The following is a 19,720-nucleotide window of genomic DNA, read 5'->3' on the forward strand; positions in this document are numbered from 1 at the left end:
ATGAGCAGACCTGTGTATTTTGAACCGGAGGAGAGTATGGCTTATCACAGTGGTGAAGACGTTATGCACGCCCTGATGAGCATTGCGGGAAGGTATATTGGCGCCAATCCTCCGCATCCCCCGGTCTACAGGGTAAGTAGATCAGGACTTGTGCGCAAGTCCGATGATCACCGCTATGATTTTCCATTGGAGGGTCTATTCCCCGACATGCAGAGAGGACAACTGGTCTATGCATGGGCCAAACTGTGGAGTGACAGTGATCAGGAATTTATTTTTCATATCACCTGCTTCGGACCTGTTAGGCTATATCATAATGGCGTGTTGATCTATGGTTCTGCACCTGAAGAGGAATATCCAGCGATTCCTGTTCTGAAACTGAAATGTGGACTGGTCAGAGGCTGGAATCATTTCGTTCTTGAATTCAAATTAGGGGAAAAGGGGGGAGGTGGCCAGTTTGGCACTGGCTCCCGGAAGAACAAACCACTTCACTTCATTGTGCCTTCGCTCGAACGAGATGGGGAAGAAGGCTGGCTCTACAGCGAGCCTTTGGATTTTCCGTTGTCGGAAATTCCTTTTGGCCCCATGCGAGAGAAGGTCACTGGCGTTAACTGGTTGCCTCGGGAGGAAGACCCCGAGAAGGCATCGCCTTATGGACAGTTGGCACGGATGTATGGACTGACCAGCGGCATGTCTGCGTATGCATGGACGAAGATAGGTGGTACGAAATGTGGCAAGGAGACTGTGCTAATCTCTGGTGAGGCCTACAGCCCGATTGAATTCTCGGTGGAGGGCAAGGTAGTATTCCATCAAGAGCATGCCGGACGCTTTCGCTTCGAACTGCCATTGTCAGCTGACGTGCAAGATCTGACAGCGAACTGTGTAGGTGGAGAACGGGATTGGGGATTCCGTATGGATGCAACTACAGATGAGATGTTGACACCCGCACTGGATGTGAAGGGGCACAGAGGCAAGTGGCTGTACCTGGGTCCTTTTCAAGCGGAACAGGAGATTGATCTGGCTTCCTGCCAGGAGATGAAGCGGACTGCTCGTAGCGGAACAGGTGAAAGCGTATACTGGCGAACAGAGCTGCCAGACGGAGAGGTACGTCCATTTCTGGAAAATGAATGGTTCGGCCGATGGAACTATCCCCTGGGCGTCACGTTATACGGATTGCTTCAGCTTGGCATAGCGGGTCAACGATCGGATATTCGAGATTACGTGCTGAATCACATTGAATTTGCCTCTTCACGTTTCAGCTACTCCTTATGGGACAGAGAACGTTATGGTGCAGCTGGGCTGAATAATCAGCTCTCCCATATCGACAGCCTGGACGACTGTGGATCTTTCGGCGCCACCATGTTGCTTGCCGATCGGGAACGCAAGTTGGACGGCGTTTCAGAGGCGGCAGCTCATATCGCTGACTATATTTTGCATCAACAGTCCCGTCTGGAAGATGGCACTTTATACCGCAAGATTGGTGTCTCCAGATCAATGGATAACACGATGTGGTGTGATGATCTGTATATGAGCATCCCGTTCCTGTGTAGATACGCCGAATGGTCGGGTGACGATAAGCTGCTGGATGAAGCGGCAAGACAGGTTCTTTTGTATAAAAAGTATCTGTATATTTCAGAGCTTCAAATCATGTCCCATGTATTCGATGTGGAGCGAGGCGAGCCAACACGGACCCCTTGGGGTCGAGGCAACGGCTGGGTACTGTTCTCTTTGTCGGAGCTGCTGACGGCCCTTCCTCATGACCATCCATCCTATACAGTTCTCATTCAGTTCTACAGGGAATTGTGTGAAGGGTACTTGGCATTGCAGGGCAGAAACGGACTGTGGCATCAGGTATTAACGGACCCGGAGTCGTATGAGGAAACCTCCTGTACCTCCATGTTCATCTATGCGTATGCCCGAGGGGTGCGAAAGGGTTGGCTTTTAGATCCAAAACCCTATGCACAAGCTGCGTATCAAGGGTGGAAGGGGCTATCGGAGCGCACAATTGATAAAAGAGGCAATGTATACGGCGTATGTCGTGGCTCCAGCTATTCCTTCACGAATCACTATTACAAGCATGAACTGGGTTGGAATCTGAATGATACCCATGGGATCGGCATTGTACTTCTTGCTGGGCTTGAAACTATTGCCATGCAAGAATGGCAGACAAACACGCCGGTTTTCGCTGCGGAAAGGGTCGGAACACCGGAGAAATTGGAGAAATCATCTTTTTAGAGGGAGAAAATAGGCTGTTGGACCGGGTCGTATTGGGCATATGGGAACGGTATAATATCGGTATATTGCATATGAGGTGGGATAATTGTGACCCTTTCCTTCTTAAAGTGGCTAAAATTCAATTTCACCAATACCCAGACCCGGCTGCTGCTGATTCTGACTGTTGTTGTCTTCATGATTATTATTGCGGTGGGGATGACGACGTATTATTCTTCCAAATCGGTGTTACAGCAGGAATTAAGTGAGCCGCAACACCAGATGCTGCGTATCAGCATGAATGATATTGATGAAGTGATCCGGGAAAGTGATCAGATTGCGGTGAAAATTGCGCTGAACAGTAATGTATACCGATTTCTCACCAATGAAGTACAGGGATCATACCGCAATATTACGGAACTGGTACAATTTCTGGAAACCTTAATCAGTAGTACGTCTTTTATTAAGAGCGCTTACATTTTTGATATGAATCGAGAAAGCATCGTTGCCTTCCCACAAGGCTACAGCTCCAGCAAAGTTAATTTCCCGGATTCGGATTGGGTTAGCGTTGCCGATGAACTTGAAGATCGTCCCATGCTGGTCAAGCAACGTGAGATTTCCACATCTTCTGGTGTGTCCATGCCGCAAATTACACTTTACCGAAAAATAATGATCGCTGGCGAGTTGAAAGGGATTATCGCAGTTAATTTCAAGACAGAGAAGATGTTCGAGCACATGCTGCTCTCATCCGTCTCCGACCTTGATAGCCACCGGTTCATCCTCGACACCAACAACCAGCCTTTATATGATCTCGGCAATTATGCCGTCGGAGAGGAAGCGGTCAGTCATGTACTCACTCAACTGGATGGTGAAAAGCTTGGTGAGTTTAAACATGAAGGTAAGCTTTTACTGGCTTCACAGACCATTTCACCGTACACCGGATGGCGTTATCTGTCCGTGATATCACAAGACAGTCTTCTGGCTAATGCACAGAAGATCCGCAATATTGTTTTTATCGTATCTTTGTTGGCTCTTGTAGCAGGAGCGGTTACGATCACAGTTTACAATGCAGCTGCTTTTAGACCGGTAAGACGCATGAGACAACTGCTCAGCGGTTACGACCAGGAGAGAATCCATCCGGAGCAGATTGATCTGGAGAAAATAACGGGGCAATTGCTAACGGATCATGCTCAGCAGGCCATCAATCTCAGGCAGACCCTTCCGGAAGCTTCATCCAAATTTCTGACGGATATCTATAACGGACATATGACAGGAAGTCGGGAAATTAGCGAGAAATGGTGCCGTTATTTCAAGGATTGGAGCGATGAGCCACTCTCTGTTGCCTTGTTGTCGATTGATAATTATAAGGCCTGGTGTGAGCGCTTTACGAAGTCAGATCACTCCCTGCTGAAATTTGCCATTGGTAATATCATAGCTGAACTGTTGTCTGGACAATGGCGGGTGTTATCAGCCGATCTGGGCAGAGACCGGATGCTCGTGATGCTGCAACCGATTCATTCTGGCGGTAGCAAGAGCGTAGCGACAGCAATACGAGAGACGATTGGCATGATTCCTCGCTTGCTCAAGTTTCAGGTGTCGAGCGGTGTAAGCGGGGGGCACGACGGATTCATGCGACTTCAGCGAGCCATGCATGAGGCGGAAAGTGCGCTGGATTACAGATTCTACCTGGGGTATGAACGAGTTATTTCGTTTGAAGAGATCTCGGGTCTGCAACCAACCGAGAACACATTGGAAGAACTTGAATTCATGACTCAACTGACGGAGACCGTCGAAGCAGGCAGGGGTGAAGAAGCCCTGAGGACTTTTGACAAGATAGTTGGTCGAATGACCCACGAGCAATGGCATCCTTCATCAGCGCTGGCCTTTCTTGAAGCTGTTGCAGCTACACTTGAACGAATTCGCCTGAAGCGTGAGACAGAAGGTTTCGGACTCGAAATGGTGGATATGCAGACCATGCATCTGGAGGCTGTCTGTGAAGTGCTGCGAAGCCAGATCGAAGGTTTGGCAGAATGGTTCGGTAGTCTTATGCTCAGCAAGGATTTCATACTGTGTCAACAGATGATTGCATTTATGAATAACCACCTGGAAGACCCGGTAAGCATTCAGGAGATTGCCGAGCATGCCGGGATCGGAAGCAGTTTGGCAAGTCAGTTGTTCAAGCAGGAAATGGGTGATACCATCCACGGATATTTCACTAAGCTTCGCATGGAACGTGCCTGTGAACTATTGCTGGATACGGATTATAGAATTTCCGAGATCGCAACGATGGTGGGTTATCAGCATGAGAACAGCTTTATTCGTGTGTATCGAAAATACAAAGACATTACACCGGGCAAGTACAGGGAGGTAATGCGAAGCCGCAGGGGTGTACTACGGGAATCATGACCCATACTTGAACCCATAGAATGACAAGGAGGCAGAGCCATTGATGGATCGACAATCGGTCGTCACCAGGAATCATCCCGTATTAACGCAGCTTGAGCCCAGATCGCCTTTATCTGTAGGTAATGGAGAATTTGCATTCAGTGCTGATTTTACGGGACTTCAGACGTATCCAGAACTGTATGAACTACCTCTTGGTACACAATCCAACTGGGGTTGGCATTATACGGGCGGTCATCATGTATTCGGAGATGAGGATATTGTCTATCAGGCATTTGAGACATATGGCCGCAAAGTGCCATACCCCATGAAGCCCGAAGACAAGGAAGAAGCCTATCATTGGCTTAGGCAGAACCCGCATCGAGTTCAGCTTGGACGCATTTCATTTCGTTTGCTAGGAGAAGATGGTCAGGAGACGGACGTCACCCATGTCGTTCCGGTACGTCAGGAATTGAATCTATGGACCGGAATTCTGCACAGTGAATTTACCGTTCAGGGGGAAGAAGTGCGTGTAGAGACAGCCTGTGACCCACGGCTCGATTGTATCGCCATTTGTGTACAATCCGAATTAATCCGTAAGCAGCGTCTGCAACTTTTTGTTCTATTTCCAGCGCCCGATATGACACACCGGAGCTGGTCAAAATCAGTATTCCCCGACTGGAAGCAACATGACAGACATTCTACTGTGCTGACATCGGTCACTTCGACTTCCGCATTGTTGAAACGTGTGCTGGATGAAGATGAGTATGCATTGGAATGGATCTGGGACGCAGGCCAACTGGAACAGACGGGAACTCATGAATTCACACTATCTCCCAAGGCCGTACCAGACTCGGACATTTGGTCGTGCAGTGTATCTTTTGCTGCACATAAGCCGGAAACCTTGCCAGCAGATACAGTGTTGCGATCAAGCTCGGTCCACTGGAATCAGTTCTGGAACGATGGCGGAGTGATTGATTTTGAAGGCAGTTCAGATCCCCGTGCTGCCGAACTGGAGCGCAGAGTAGTCCTATCCCAGTTCCTGAGCGCGGTGCACAGCGGTGGTTCGCTGCCGCCGCAGGAGACCGGATATATGTATAACAGCTGGTTCGGCAAAATGCATCTGGAGATGCATTGGTGGCATGCAGCGCATTTTCCACTCTGGAATCGTACAGATCTGTTGTGCAAGAGTCTGGACTGGTACCTGACCATCCTGCCAGAAGCCCGCGAACTGGCCCGCTCTCAAGGTTATGTCGGTGCACGATGGCCCAAAATGGTGGGTTATAACGGGCATCAGACTCCGTCGCCGGTAGCTCCGGGATTGATCTGGCAGCAACCACATCCCATGGCACTAGCTGAGATGTGTTATTTGTCCCGGCCTGACCCTGCTATGTTAACAAGGTATAGGGATATCGTATTTGAAGCAGCTGACTTTATGGTGTCCTATGCCCATTGGGATGGGAAAAGGCAAGCGTATGTGTTAGGTCCGCCGCTTATTCCTGCGCAGGAGAATCACGCCATGACCGATAGTTTGAATCCGCCCTATGAACTGGAGTACTGGAAATTCGGTTTGGAGATAGCCATCCTTTGGGCAGAGCGTTTGAATCATCCAGCCAATCCAGACTGGCGAAGAGTGGCTTCGCACATGGCTAAACCTCGACATGAGAACGGAGTTTATCTCGCACACGAGAATTGTCCGGACACTTACACTGTTAAAAACCATGATCATCCCTCGATGGTTGGAGCACTTGGACTATTGCCAGGTTCATTAATCGATCCGGAGATCATGAGAAATACGTTGCTCAAGGTCAAAGAATGCTGGGACTGGGAATCCGCCTGGGGTTGGGATTTTCCGATGTGCGCGATGACAGCGGCCAGATTGAATGAACCAGAGCTTGCAGTGGATTTTCTGATGATGGATGCCACGAAGAACACGTATTTGCCTAATGGACACAACTATCAGAGAGCAGGGTTGTGGGCATATCTTCCCGGGAACGGTGGTCTCCTAACCGCTGTCGCCATGATGGCCGCCGGCTGGACAGGGGCAGGAGAAAAAGCGAATCCGGGATTTCCACGGGATGGTAGCTGGACTGTGAAGTGGGAAGGTCTTCATCCTTTGATGTAATCATCAGAACGTTAAACCCCGAATGAACGGTACAGATGGCATAATCCATCAGAAGGAGGATTTCGATATGGTTGGAACTTCGACAAAGTCAGTGACACAAGAACGGAGAATGTCTGTCAAAATAGCAGATACCTTGCTTTCCGAATGCCAGAATGGCAATCATCCCAAGATTGCAGGCAAATGGGGCTATGTGGGCGGGATGACGCTGATGGCACTGGAACGCGCCGCCGAATGGAATCAAGAATCCCGCTACGCGGAACTTGTCCAGCGTCACATGGATGACCTCATCGAGAATGACGGCACCATTCGGACCTACCAGTTGAATGATTACAACCTGGATATGATAAATGAAGGCAAAAATCTGTTCAACCAGTGGAAGAATTCCGGCAATGACAAATATGCTAAGGCAATTTTGCACCTGGTTGACCAGCTTAAAGGACAGCCACGGACAAGTGAAGGTGGATTCTGGCATAAGAAAATATATCCGTTTCAGATGTGGCTGGATGGCATTTATATGTCTTCACCCTTTCTGGCGGAATATGCGAGCACCTTCGATCATCCCGAGAGCTTCGATGAAGTGGCACGACAGATTTTGTTGATCGAGCGAAAGACCCGTAATCCGCGTAATGGCCTACTCCACCATGCCTGGGATGAGAGCAGGGAACAACGCTGGTGCGCTCAAGATACTGGCCGATCCGTTCATGTTTGGGGCCGGGCCATGGGATGGTATGCAATGGCCGTGGTAGATGCACTGGAGCACTTTCCCGTGGATCACCCACAGCGAGGACAGATTATGGGCATATTTGAACGAATGGCATACGCGATTGCTCATGCTCAGGATCATGATAGTGGACTCTGGTACCAAGTGATGGATCAGAACGGAAGAGCCGGCAATTATCTGGAAGCCTCTGCTTCCTGTATGCTGACCTATGCACTCGCGAAAGGCCTTCGGTTACATTATCTGGCTGAACTGGACCGTGAAGTCGTTGATCATGCCTATGCTGGAATATTGAAGCAGTTAGTCACTGAAGATGAAAAAGGGGTTCATCTGCACCACATCTGTCATGGTGCCGGACTCGGTGGGAAGAAGTATCGGGACGGTTCTTATGAATATTACATCAGTGAACAGGTCGTTAGCGATGTGCAGATGGGCGTAGCCCCATTCTTGCTAGCCAGTATTGAGATGGAGAGACTTGGGGCGGAAAAAGCGTGAACCAACACACTGATCACACAGACACTACAGGCATACGGCCGGACAGGAACAAGTTGTTGCTGAAATATCCTTCTTCCTGGTGGCAAGGGTTGTGGCGAGAAGCGCTTCCTTCCGGAAACGGTAAGCTTGGTGCTTCAGTGCAAGGCGGAATTCAGACGGAAACTGTGCTCTTGCAGCACAGTGAATTATGGCATTGGGGGCGCAAAGATGAACTGCCCGATGTCAGTCATACCTTATCAGAAACCCGTAAGTTAATGGATGAGGAACGATATTTGGAGGCAAGCTGGCATCTGACCCGTACACTGCAAGCAAAAGGTTACGCGTCCAAGTTGTCTTCCCGATATCCACTGGCTACAATGACGGTGGAAATGAAGTGTAATAACCCTTTTCGCAAATATCGGCGGGAACTGGATATGGACACAGGGGAAGTTCAGGTCCGCTGGCAGGACGGAAGTGACAACTATACAAGAAGTCTGTTCGTCTCGCGTGCAGACGATTGTGTTGTCTATGAGATCGAGACTCATAGAGTGAAAGATGGAACAAGTGCGCAGGGAACAGGTTCGGCTGAGCATTCATTGCTGTCGGGGACGATAGGCCTGCATTTCCCGCAGGGCGACCGGGTAAGAGAAGATGACGAGTTCAACGCACTAAAGTCGTCTATAACGATAAGAATTGATCGGGATGATAGTGGAGACTACCTGTGCTATGGCGGGCAAAATGACGATGGACAGGACTACGGAGCGGTGCTGCGACTGATCCAATTGAACGAAATACCTGGTGCGAGTCATGATCAACAAAAGGAAAGCGAAACTAACGAAGACATGCTTAGCAGGCAACTTCATTTCCAGACCTCTGGAAAAGTGCTTGTGCTTGTTAAAATGTTTGCTACGGGCAGACAAGCACAGGAATGGACACGCTTGAAGCAGGAACTTGCATCGCTTGAGAGCGACTACAATACGTTGCTGGATCGGCATATATTACTGCATCAACCGTTGTTTCGGTCCGCTGAGCTTGATCTGGGGGATAAAACGGATGACGGGCGCTGTAATGAAGACTTACTTCTGGAAGCCTATGAAGGTGAAGCACCTACAGGGTTTGTGCGCAAGATGTGGGCCTATGGTCGATATCTATTTATCAGCGGAACCTCTCAACATAGCGGATTGCCATTTGGATTATACGGCTTGTGGGGTGGTGATTATCGCTTGATCTGGGGTCACAATATGGCGAATGAGAATGTGCAAATGATGTATTGGCACACTGACGTAGGTGGTTTATCCCATCTGAATCGTTCGTTGTTCCGCTATTACAACGGATTAATGGATGACTTTCGCGACAATGCTCGCAAGTTATATGGCTGCCGAGGGATTTACATTCCCGCTGGAACAACACCGGGTATCGGTGTGCCTAACCAGATTGTTCCGGTAATTATGAACTGGACCGGAGCAGCAGGATGGATCGCCAGACATTATTATGCACATTATCAGTTCACTGGAGATAAGCAGTTTCTGCTCGAGGAAGCCCTGCCCTTCATGAAGGAGGCCCTTCAGTTCTATGAAGATTTTCTGGTGCTGGGTGAAGACGGAAAATACAAGATATACCCGTCTGTTTCGCCAGAGAATACACCTGAGAATTTTATGCCTAAGCATGGACAGCCATTGGCGCATCCTATGCCTACAGCCATTAATGCCACCATGGACATTGCTATTATTAAAGAACTGCTACAGCATGTCATTGCAGCCAGTCGACTAACTGGAGTGCATACGACTAAGATTCCGTGCTGGGAAGCCATGCTGGAGCATATGCCCGACTATCTAATTGAAGCGGAGGGAGCTGTGAAAGAATGGCTGCATCCTGCGTTTGAAGATCGACGTGATCATCGTCATCTTTCACACCTGTATCCTGTTTTTCCAGGACAGGAGCTCACCCGTGAAGAACAGCCAGAACTGTTCCAAGCGTTCGAGACAGCAGTTGATCAGCGAAGGCTTGGTGCTCAGAGTGGTTGGTCCCTTACACATATGTCGTCCATATATGCTCGACTTGGCAATGGTGAGCGGGCGCTGGAAAGTCTCGATATTCTTGCGCGCTCCTGTGTTCTGAGTAATGGGTATACCTTGCATAATGACTGGCGCAATATGGGAATATGTATGTCCATGCCCGCTGCTCCGATTCAGCTGGATGCCAATATGGGCTGGGTTAATGCAGTACAGGAAATGCTGCTCTATGTGTCAGAACAATGGATCAAGTTACTGCCAGCATTGCCAGAACGGTGGACACAAGGTTCCATTCGTGACTGGTGCATACCAGGAGGTAGAATGTCCTGTACATGGAACCGGAACTCGGGCTTCTTCCGGGCAGAACTTGTCGCGGACCGGCGGATCAATACGAAGCTTCATATTCCTGAATGGGTGAACGGATGCGTGATGCTCAGCAAAAGTGCCTGCTTATGTGAACTTGATGATAATGGCATGTATGAGCTTGAAATTGAAGTTGGTGGGGAACTAGTGCTGGAGCAGATAGCATCTGGACATATGCAATAAAAAGTCCACATTAGGCGCCTTTTCACGTAGCAATTATCAGTTGCTGCGAATACTTTCAAAGTACTGAACAGTCTGAAGAGCAAAACAGCGGCACTCAAAGACTTATTTTCCAGTCTAGAAGTGCTGCTGTTTTTGTGATAAGGGGATGTAATGGCTCGTCAGGTTATGATTCATCTGCGGTTCGATTGGCTTTCACATATTTGAGCTGCGCAACGATGATGACGCTGATGATGACCAGCAGAAACCACGAACTAATTTTGCTAAAGCTAACCAGTTGCCAGGCATCATGCTGATCAGGATATTTCCAGGCATTGAAGAAGGTAGCGATGTTCTCAGCAGTCCAGATGAAGAAACCAACAATGATAAAAGCAAGCGATAAGGGCATTCGATAGGTCGTTGCTCGTACCCGGTAAATAATCCAGGTTTTCCAGAAGACAATAAATACAAGCGCCGTCAGCCACCAGCGAAAATCGGGAATAAAATGATGAGTGAAAAAGTTAATATAGATGGCTGCTCCCAGCAGCATGGAAGGTGCAAAACCAGGCCATCCGGTCATGTCCATTCGCAGTCTTCGCCACACCTGACACATAAAACTGGCTACACTTGCATACATGAATCCGCTATACAGAGGGACACCCAGGATTTTGGTGTAAGCTGGCTCAGGGTAAGACCAAGATCCCATCCATACTTTATAAATCTCCAGCACCAGGCCTATAATGTGAAATACACAGATGACCTTGATTTCATCCCGGGTTTCCAAGCCGCTTCGATACATCAGGTACTGCACAGCAAGTAATACGAGCAGAATGGCATCATACCGATGAAGGAAAGGAATAGGAATTACGCTGGACAGGGCCAGTGTACCAAAGATCGCTACGGGAAATATGCAGCTCATGGCCTGATGATAGCCAAAATGAAGTAGTTGTATTAGAGATTTCAAGTTGAGTTAAACTCCTTTCCAAACATGTTGGAGCAAGATTCATTTAAGATTTAAGGTTCTTCATCACGGGCATTTTTGCCTACACTTTATAATATAGATATGATCCATGAATAAAAAGAGAAAAAACCACGCAAATCTGTTCTTGTTTTCAAACTGGAATCATCATGAGAATGCTCTATGAGAGGTCGACAGGGTCACTCCATGTATATTCTCTTGTGGTTATGTTAAAATGAAATTCGTACAATTACATTAGACAAGGAGGCCGCTATGCAACCGATTAAACCTCAAGATATTCAGCTCCGGATTAATGAACTTGTAGATCAGGACTTATACGTACACCTCGAACTCACGTCTGGAGCGTATGCGCATCACTATGACAGTTCGAAGCACCCAGCATCGGCATTCATTACTAATGCGGCCATACGATATACGCAGGGGTCCATTTCAGGTACGGGTCCATACCGGGTTGGTCTGAAAACCACTCAGGGATGGATTTACGCCGAGGGCCTTACACATATTGACGAACAGGACCAAGAAAGACTGATTCTGGCTGGTCACGATACCCAAGGTAAACTAGTTGTGGCGTTACAATTAAGCCGAGAGATGTTCTGATGAAAGCGGAGGATTGAATAACCATGAATACTATACACAATGAGCATGAACGAATCTTGGTGGTGTATCCACATCCGGATGATGAAGCTTTCTCAGTGTCCGGAACATTAGCCAAGTACATAGAAGGTGGCTCTCACGTTACCTATGCTTGTCTAACACTGGGCGAGATGGGACGCAACATGGGGATTCCTCCTTTTGCTAACCGCGTCACATTGCCTCAGATCCGCAAACAAGAACTGATTGAAGCTTCAGCAGCCATTGGAATTCAGGATTTAAGAATGCTTGGTTTCCACGATAAAATGATCGAATTCGAAGACCCGCAACTACTCGACGATAGCATCATGGCACTGATCAAGGAACTGAATCCATCCCTTGTGATTACCTTCTATCCAGGGTTCAGTGTACATCCCGATCATGATGCGACGGGAGAGGCCGTCATTCGGACGATTGGTCGTCTTCCTGTAGGAGAGCGTCCATTGGTTCATTGCGTTGCATTTGCCCACAACCAGGAACAATTCATTGGTAAAGCGGATGTAATCGTTGATGTATCCGGATTTTTGAAACAAAAAATGGCGTCGATCCGCGCCCACCGTTCACAGTTTCAGGCAGCCGAGCTTGTCGGGGATCGAGAGTTGAATTCAGAAGAGATCCAAGCTCGTTTTGGCAGAGAAACATTCTGGACCTACCCATTTGCCTAACACCATTACGCAGAAGTCGCCAATTTGGCGGCTTTTTTTGTTTACATCACAATATCGACACAAAAATGTAGTGTCTATAGCCTAATTGAGCTATATGGAATAAATATCATTTTAAGTACACTGTGATCAGGATTGTGATAACGCTTCATTTATTACGTTGCTTCAATGGATGAGGAACATGGAGAGTTGATTTTAAGTGGAATGGAGGGATGGTGTGTACAACCAACGTATATTTTGGGTTGACGTAAGACCTGTTGAACACAAAGCCACAGCAATAAGCAACTGTAACAAGAAGCCGGAATTGCGCGGTTTGAATCATGAGTAATCCTTGGGCAGGATTGGGTGCATTCGACAGCTGTAAGAAGAGTCGGGTTACGGGATTCATTTTTCTAATCGTAATGATGATGCTCCTACTATCCCTTCCGCACGGTGCAATCATGGCCTCTTCCGGACAACGTGAGCTTATTCCCCTTCAGCCTATGATTGACCGTTCTGCACCTGGAGAAGTCATTGAACTTACATCAGGTCGTTATTCTGGACCCGTGACGATTGACAAAAACATCACCATTCAGGGTGATCCTACGGTCATAGTTGTTAATGCGGAAGCCACCTCTACGATAATGATTCGCTCGGATGGGGTGAAATTGAGCGGTTTTACAATTGAACATGATACGAATGAACAGACTGCAGCGATTCAGGTTGAAGGAGAAAACAGTGAGATCACGGATCTGCATATTCAGACCCAGGGGTATGGGATGATCATCCGGAATTCGAGTCAGGCAACGATTCAACGGAACAGCATTACGTGGGCCGGGTCTGATTCTGCTTCCAGTGGTCAGAAGGGCAATGGCATTGATCTGTACAACTCCCATGATAGCTTCATTGAAGCCAATGAGATCACCGGCATGAGGGATGGAATCTATCTGGAGAACAGTCGCAAGTCTACCGTTCGAAATAACAGGCTGTTACATACAAGGTACGGCATCCACTGTATGTACATTGACGGTTCTTCTGTCATGGACAATACCGGAGAGGAGAACATGACAGGTGCCATGATCATGGGCGTCAAGAATACGGTTATATCGGGCAATTCTTTTCGCAAACAAAGTACCAATGTTCATTCCCAAGGGATTCTGTTGTATGACGTACATCAATCCTCTGTTCACAACAATGTAGTGGAAGGTAATCGTGTCGGCATGAATATTGCAGAATCCTCAGGCAATGAGATACATGAGAATGCGGTGCTTCGGAATTTTGTTGGCATCCAGCTTGTTCTGGCAGAAGCTAATGAGTTTACACGTAACCGAATGGTGTCTAATGTCATTGAAGCTTCGGCACTGGATAGCCCGAATAATGTCCTGATGGAGAATTACTGGGACTCCTTTCAGGGGCTTGATCTGAATCAGGATGGAATCAGTGAAATTTCCTATGCCATCAATCCTTTTTATGAGCAACTGGTCAGTCGAAATTCTGCGTATCAGCTCTTTTTTCAATCACCGGGTATGGTCTTTCTGAGTGACTTGTTTACAGAAGGCAGAGAACAATGGACTACCGACAAATCGCCACGAATGAGCATGGATACGGAATCTGATCTGCACATGTCAGTGGAAAGGGCAGCAGGTTCCAATCTGGTGTGGATGTTCGGGTTAGTTCTGTTGGGTATGGCAACTTTTATAATCATCTATATGGGGGTATTACGAAAATGAACAAAAGTTCGAACAGAAGATGGTCCATGGTTATGGTACTTATGTTTGGCATGGTATTGTTAACCGCTTGCGGAACAAAATACGCGGCATTGCCGATTAATGAAGACGTGGATATCTGTGCGATCTGTAAAATGCAAGTGAAGGACGATGCATATGCAACACAGCTCACTACGAAAGACGGCCAAAATTACAAGTTCGATGATATCGGCTGCATGAACCAGTGGAAAACAGAAAATGGCACAGATAACATCGGCATGGACTATGTACGTGATTACAATGACAAGGAATGGATTGAATACAGCAAAGCCACGTATGTATACGACGCTTCATTGCGTACGCCTATGGCCTATGGAATTCTTAACTTTAAGGACAAGCCCTCGGCTGAAGCTTTCATTGCAGAGCAAGGTGTTGGAACCATTATGACCGCTGAGGATCTTGCCTCTCATGACTGGAAACAGAACACTGAGAATATGGACATGATGGGTGAACATGGGCATGATGAGCACGGACATGGTGAAGAAGGAGATGGTAATGAGATGCATCAGGAAGGTGAGATGAAAGAAGAGTCAGGCCACTAAGTATGACAATAGAAAATGGTGATCAATGATGTCAGATATGATACAGATTGCAAGACGAGAAGTGAAAATGGGATTTCGCAATCCTTGGGCGTATTCGTTTCTGATCCTTTTTTGCACATTTAGCTTAAGCTTGTTACTCCTGAATTCGCAGAATTTGGTTCAAGGATATTCGGGCACAACAGGTTCGATGTTGAATCTTATTCTCTACCTTTTGCCACTAATGACGCTGTTCCTCGGTTCCTTCTCATTAACATCCGAAAAGGAAGATGGAAGTTGGCAATTGCTGGCGACATATCCCATCGGTACGATGTCCTTTATTGTGGGCAAGTATGTTGGGCTGTCGATTGTATTGATCACCATTGTAGCGTTTGGATACGGCCTGATGGGAGTCATTAGCGGAGTAATCGGGAATCCACTGGATGTCATGACATATCTTCTCTTTCTGGCATTCTCGTGTGGACTGGTGTTGTTATTCCTGACGCTGGCTCTATTTATCGGTTCGTTGTCCCGCAATCGGTGGCAGGCATTAACCATCTCGGTGACCGTATGGTTTTTCGCTGTCATTGGATGGCCGACGTTACTGCTCTCTGTGCTGGGATTGATGCCTTATCTGTGGGTGAAACCGCTACTGGTTATGCTAACGTTCATCAATCCGGCAGAGCTGGTGCGATTGTATGTAGTCATTAAATTGGGAGGCGGCTCCATTCTGGGACCGGAATATTATCGATGGGTGGAATGGGTGCAGCAACCAAGTGGCAGTTGGATTTTCATCGGGATATGCCTGTTCTGGATAACCTTCTCTATCTTGGCGGTATATGCGATCTGGGAGAGGGGGCGTTCTCATGGATAAGGTGGGACTCGAAGTGATGGGATTGGGAAAATCCATTAAAAAGCAACCGATTGTTGAGGATATCTCCTTTCGCATGAGTTCCGGCCAAGTGCTTGCCCTCTGTGGAGGGAATGGTGCAGGAAAGAGCACGGTGCTACGTATGATCGCTGGAATTCTTCAGCCTACCAAGGGTGAAGTTGTAGTCAATAATATCCGTTGGTTGAAGGAGCGCAAGCGTTATTCAGAGCAGATTGGATATATGCCGGACGATTATCAATTTAATCAAGGACTGAGTGCGGAGGAAATGCTTCTGTTCTGGGCTTCTCTGAGGAAAGTTCCCAAGGAGAGAGTACAGGAAGTACTGACCATGGTAGGTTTGGAGGATCAAAAGAAAAACCGGGTTACGACCTTCTCCAAAGGGATGCGCCAACGTGTGTTATTTGCCCAGGCTGTACTGTCCAAACCTCCACTGCTCATCATGGATGAGCCCACGAATGGATTGGACCCATTTTGGATGCAGGAATTAACTCAGCTGCTCAAGGGAATCAAACAGGATGGTCACATGGTCGTGTTCTCAACCCATCAGTTGGAGATCGCAGACCATATTGCGGATCAGGTGATATTCATGAACCATGGACGTAATGTTGGAGAGGGCTCCACTCACGACTTTTGTGATCAATTCGGTTCGCTCCATGCAGCATTTCATCAAAGTCTTGGTTTAAAGTGAAGGTGAGTTTATTGCAGAAAAAGAGTTCTAAAAGTAGACGTACACTTACAATTTTGATTGGTGTGATCGCATTGTTAGCAGGTACATGGGCCATTTTCGAAAATGTGTCGACACCCGAATCTGGGCGTGGCATCTCTATTCAAGCAGGTGCAAAAGCCCCTGAGTTCACAGCGGTTAATTCAGCAGGCGAACAGGTCAGCCTGTCCGATTATCGGGGCAAAGCCGTCATGATTAACTTTTGGGCTTCATGGTGCATGCCCTGTGTAAGGGAGATGCCGCTCGTTCACCAGATTGCTCAGAACTATCAGAACGACGTGGAAACCCTGTTTGTTAACGTGGGGGAATCGAAGGGCACGATCCGTGAGTTTATGGATAAGCAGGCGTTTGATTTTCCGGTGATCATTGATGTGACGGGCAACATATCAGGTATGTATCGTATAACGGGTTTGCCCGCAACAATGGTCATTGATAGGGATGGGGAGTTCCGTCACATACTGCTCGGTGAACTGACCGAAGATATACCATTGCAGCAATGGCTGGAAGAGAGTATCTAGTTGTAAGCGTTGGATGTTGAGAAAAGGGGCGGGAACGCCAGAGATTTCCATGTTACAAGTGAAATGAATTTACGTTAAAAGTAACTACAAAAAGTAACCAGATAAAAAGCCGAACACCCATTTAACGAAGGGATGTCCGGCTTTAACTTTGAAGTTATACTGCTTCGCAGCCGATTACAATACAGCAGCTGAAGCGTGATTGTTACGAGCGATTCTAGTTGCGTCAACCATGTTACGCAGGGAAGCAACCGTTTCTTCCAGTCCGCGGGTTTTCAATCCGCAGTCCGGGTTAATCCAGAACAGCTTCGGATCAAGAACACGCAGGGCACGTTCAATCATGCTGCTCATTTCATCTACACTCGGAACTCGTGGGCTATGGATGTCATATACGCCAAGACCGATACCGAGCTCATACGTATTTTCTTCAAAGCTATGAATCAGTTCACCGTGACTACGGGATGTCTCAATGGAGATAACATCCGCATCCATAGCTTCAATGGAATCAATCATGTCATGGAATTCGCAATAGCACATATGCGTATGGATTTGAGTCGTTTCATGCACCGTGCACGTGGAGATACGGAACGCTTTGACTGCCCAAGCCAGGTAATCGGCTTGTTCATTTTCTTTCAGCGGAAGCCCTTCACGAACAGCCGGCTCGTCAACCTGGATCATGCCAATGCCTGCCTGTTCAAGTGCTTCGACTTCCTGTCTTAGAGCATACGCTAATTGATAGGCAATCTGCTCACGAGCAATGTCTTCACGTACGAATGACCAGTTCATGATGGTAATCGGGCCAGTCAACATGCCTTTGACAGGACGCTCAGTCTGCGATTGGGCATATTTCGTTTCTTCCACCGTCATTTCACCGGTAAATGCAACATCACCGAAGATAATAGGTGGCTTCACACAACGTGAACCATATGATTGTACCCAGCCGAACTGTGTAAAGGCAAAACCGGCAAGTTTCTCGCCAAAGAATTCAACCATGTCGGTACGCTCAAACTCACCATGCACCAGTACGTCAATTCCGATCTCTTCCTGAATCTTAATCCAGATATCAATCTGCTCCCGGATGAAGGCAGCATACTGTTCGTTGTTCAACTCACCCTTGCGCCACAACTGACGTGCTTTTCTGACTTCAGCAGATTGCGGGAAACTACCAATCGTTGTTGTTGGGAAGAGTGGCAATTGCCATTTGGCCTGTTGGGCTTCATGACGCTCGGCAAAAGGACGGGAGCGCTCTGGCTGTTGAACACTGATGGAAGCAACGGCTTTTTGTACAGCGGTACGGTTCCGATCTTCGGATTGCTGAAGCGCCAGAAGAGGAAGCTCTGCTTCGTTAATTTTAGCGGTAATCTCTGCACTTGGTGAAGATAAGGCTGTAGTCAAAAGAACAATCTCATCCAGCTTTTCATCTGCAAATGCAAGAGCATTCTTCAGTTCAGATGTAAGTTTTGCCTCACGGTCTGTGGTTACTGGCACATGCAGCAGGCTGCAAGATGATTGCACGATGATACGTTCAGGCGTCACGGACTCAGACAGCTCATTCAGCAACTTCAGTTTTCCTTGAAGGGAAGCTTTCCAGATCCCACGCCCATCAATAATACCTGCACCGAGCACTTTGTCTGCCGGGAAACCGGATGTCCGAATAGATTGTGTGTTACCAGAGAGTCCGTGTACAAAATCAAGTCCTACACCTTGAACTGGCAGTGCAACAATATCGTTGTAGTTTTCGACAGATTCAAAGTACGTTTGTAACATAATATTCAGGCCTGGAACGGCTGTGGCAAAAGTTTTATATATTTTATTCAGACGCTGTACGTCTTCATCGCTTAATTTGGTTACCAGAATAGGCTCGTCGATCTGCACCCACTGAACGCCTTCGCTTGCAAGTTCTTGAAGCAATTGAGTGTAAAGTGGCAGCAAGCGGTCCAGCCAAGTGTCCGTCTCGGATTTATCATAGCCTTTGGAGAGCTTCAGGAAGGTTAGGGGACCAACGATAACCGGTTTTCCTTCAATGCCGAGTTTTTCTTTTGCTTCACGATAAGCGAGAAGCGGTTTGTTCTCCGTGAGAGTTGGAGAAGCCCCGTCCAGTTCAGGCACTATGTAGTGATAGTTGGTGTTAAACCATTTTGTCATTTCGCTTGCTGCAGCATCTTTCGTTCCCCGGGCAATGCCATAATATACGGACAACGGAACGGAGCCACCATCATAAGCAAAACGTTTGGGAATAATGCCAAACATCACGGCCGTATCCAGGATATGATCATAATAGCTAAAGTCATTAACTGGAATGATGTCTATGCCTTTTGCTTGTTGCTTGCGTAAATGATCAATACGGATCTCCTGCAAACGTGCGTGAAATTCTGATTCCTCCAGCTTACCTGCCCAGAACGCTTCCAACGCTTTCTTCCATTCCCGATCAGCACCAATACGCGGATATCCCAATACACTACTTTTTGTCATCGTTTAAAACCCCTCTGCTTTTATGTTACACAAAATTTATCACAGATCCGGAGTTATAATGTAATTCCATTAAATTATATCTAGTTATAGCCTGGGGCTATATCCAAAGGTGTGTTCAGCATGAAGTATAGAACTTGAAGAA

14 protein-coding genes are annotated in these 19,720 nt (G+C 47.5%); 12 read left to right on the top strand and 2 right to left on the bottom strand.

All coding sequences use genetic code 11. The features are described from left to right. From J2X75_RS06695 to J2X75_RS06715, 5 genes are all read left to right on the top strand, one after another. A complete protein-coding gene (locus J2X75_RS06695) occupies positions 1-2,232 on the top strand; it encodes a glycoside hydrolase family 88/105 protein (RefSeq protein WP_310335166.1) in 2,232 nt (743 codons plus the stop codon). Between the two features lie 87 nt (positions 2,233-2,319). After that, positions 2,320-4,614 (top strand): helix-turn-helix domain-containing protein, encoded by a 2,295-nt coding sequence (locus tag J2X75_RS06700; protein WP_310335167.1) that lies wholly within the window; start codon positions 2,320-2,322, stop codon positions 4,612-4,614. Positions 4,615-4,657: 43 nt separating this feature from the next. After that, positions 4,658-6,715: a glycoside hydrolase family 65 gene (locus tag J2X75_RS06705; RefSeq protein WP_310335168.1), complete on the top strand. Its 2,058-nt coding sequence runs from the start codon at positions 4,658-4,660 to the stop codon at positions 6,713-6,715. Positions 6,716-6,782: 67 nt separating this feature from the next. Beyond that, entirely contained in the window at positions 6,783-7,928 is a 1,146-nt protein-coding gene (locus tag J2X75_RS06710; protein ID WP_307536729.1) for a glycoside hydrolase family 88/105 protein, read from the top strand. After that, a complete protein-coding gene (locus J2X75_RS06715) occupies positions 7,925-10,465 on the top strand; it encodes a glycosyl hydrolase family 95 catalytic domain-containing protein (protein ID WP_310335170.1) in 2,541 nt (846 codons plus the stop codon). The genes J2X75_RS06710 and J2X75_RS06715 overlap by 4 nt, the downstream gene beginning before the upstream one ends. A gap of 163 nt (positions 10,466-10,628) precedes the next feature. Here the strand turns inward: J2X75_RS06715 and J2X75_RS06720 are convergent, their stop codons facing one another. Then, positions 10,629-11,405, bottom strand: a complete 777-nt coding sequence (locus tag J2X75_RS06720; protein WP_310335171.1) for a DUF817 domain-containing protein — start codon at positions 11,403-11,405, stop codon at positions 10,629-10,631. A 267-nt stretch (positions 11,406-11,672) separates the two neighbouring features. Between J2X75_RS06720 and J2X75_RS06725 the strand changes: the two genes are divergently transcribed. The 7 genes from J2X75_RS06725 (at position 11,673) to J2X75_RS06755 (ending at position 17,109) form a co-directional block, all read left to right on the top strand. Then, positions 11,673-12,017, top strand: coding sequence for a YojF family protein (locus J2X75_RS06725; RefSeq protein ID WP_091016410.1), 345 nt, complete (start codon positions 11,673-11,675; stop codon positions 12,015-12,017). A gap of 23 nt (positions 12,018-12,040) precedes the next feature. Further along, a complete protein-coding gene (bshB2, locus tag J2X75_RS06730) occupies positions 12,041-12,715 on the top strand; it encodes a bacillithiol biosynthesis deacetylase BshB2 (protein WP_310335174.1) in 675 nt (224 codons plus the stop codon). Between the two features lie 317 nt (positions 12,716-13,032). Beyond that, positions 13,033-14,421, top strand: a complete 1,389-nt coding sequence (locus J2X75_RS06735; RefSeq protein WP_310335176.1) for a right-handed parallel beta-helix repeat-containing protein — start codon at positions 13,033-13,035, stop codon at positions 14,419-14,421. After that, positions 14,418-14,999: a nitrous oxide reductase accessory protein NosL gene (locus J2X75_RS06740; RefSeq protein ID WP_310335178.1), complete on the top strand. Its 582-nt coding sequence runs from the start codon at positions 14,418-14,420 to the stop codon at positions 14,997-14,999. The genes J2X75_RS06735 and J2X75_RS06740 overlap by 4 nt, the downstream gene beginning before the upstream one ends. Positions 15,000-15,027: 28 nt before the next feature. Continuing rightward, the gene (locus J2X75_RS06745; protein WP_310335180.1) at positions 15,028-15,849 is read left to right on the top strand and encodes an ABC transporter permease; all 822 of its coding nucleotides are present in this window, start codon (positions 15,028-15,030) and stop codon (positions 15,847-15,849) included. Further along, positions 15,842-16,555, top strand: a complete 714-nt coding sequence (locus tag J2X75_RS06750; protein WP_310335182.1) for an ABC transporter ATP-binding protein — start codon at positions 15,842-15,844, stop codon at positions 16,553-16,555. Before J2X75_RS06745 ends, J2X75_RS06750 begins: the two co-directional genes overlap by 8 nt. A gap of 2 nt (positions 16,556-16,557) precedes the next feature. After that, a complete protein-coding gene (locus tag J2X75_RS06755) occupies positions 16,558-17,109 on the top strand; it encodes a TlpA family protein disulfide reductase (protein WP_310335184.1) in 552 nt (183 codons plus the stop codon). A 174-nt stretch (positions 17,110-17,283) separates the two neighbouring features. Here J2X75_RS06755 and metE read toward each other — a convergent pair whose 3' ends face one another. Continuing rightward, positions 17,284-19,578 carry a 5-methyltetrahydropteroyltriglutamate--homocysteine S-methyltransferase gene (metE, locus tag J2X75_RS06760; RefSeq protein ID WP_310335186.1) on the bottom strand — a complete coding sequence of 765 codons (2,295 nt, stop codon included), beginning with the start codon at positions 19,576-19,578 and terminating at the stop codon, positions 17,284-17,286. Positions 19,579-19,720: the final 142 nt, after the last annotated feature.

Source organism: Paenibacillus sp. 2003 (assembly GCF_031455635.1).
Classification (GTDB): Bacteria; Bacillota; Bacilli; order Paenibacillales; family Paenibacillaceae; genus Paenibacillus; species Paenibacillus amylolyticus_B.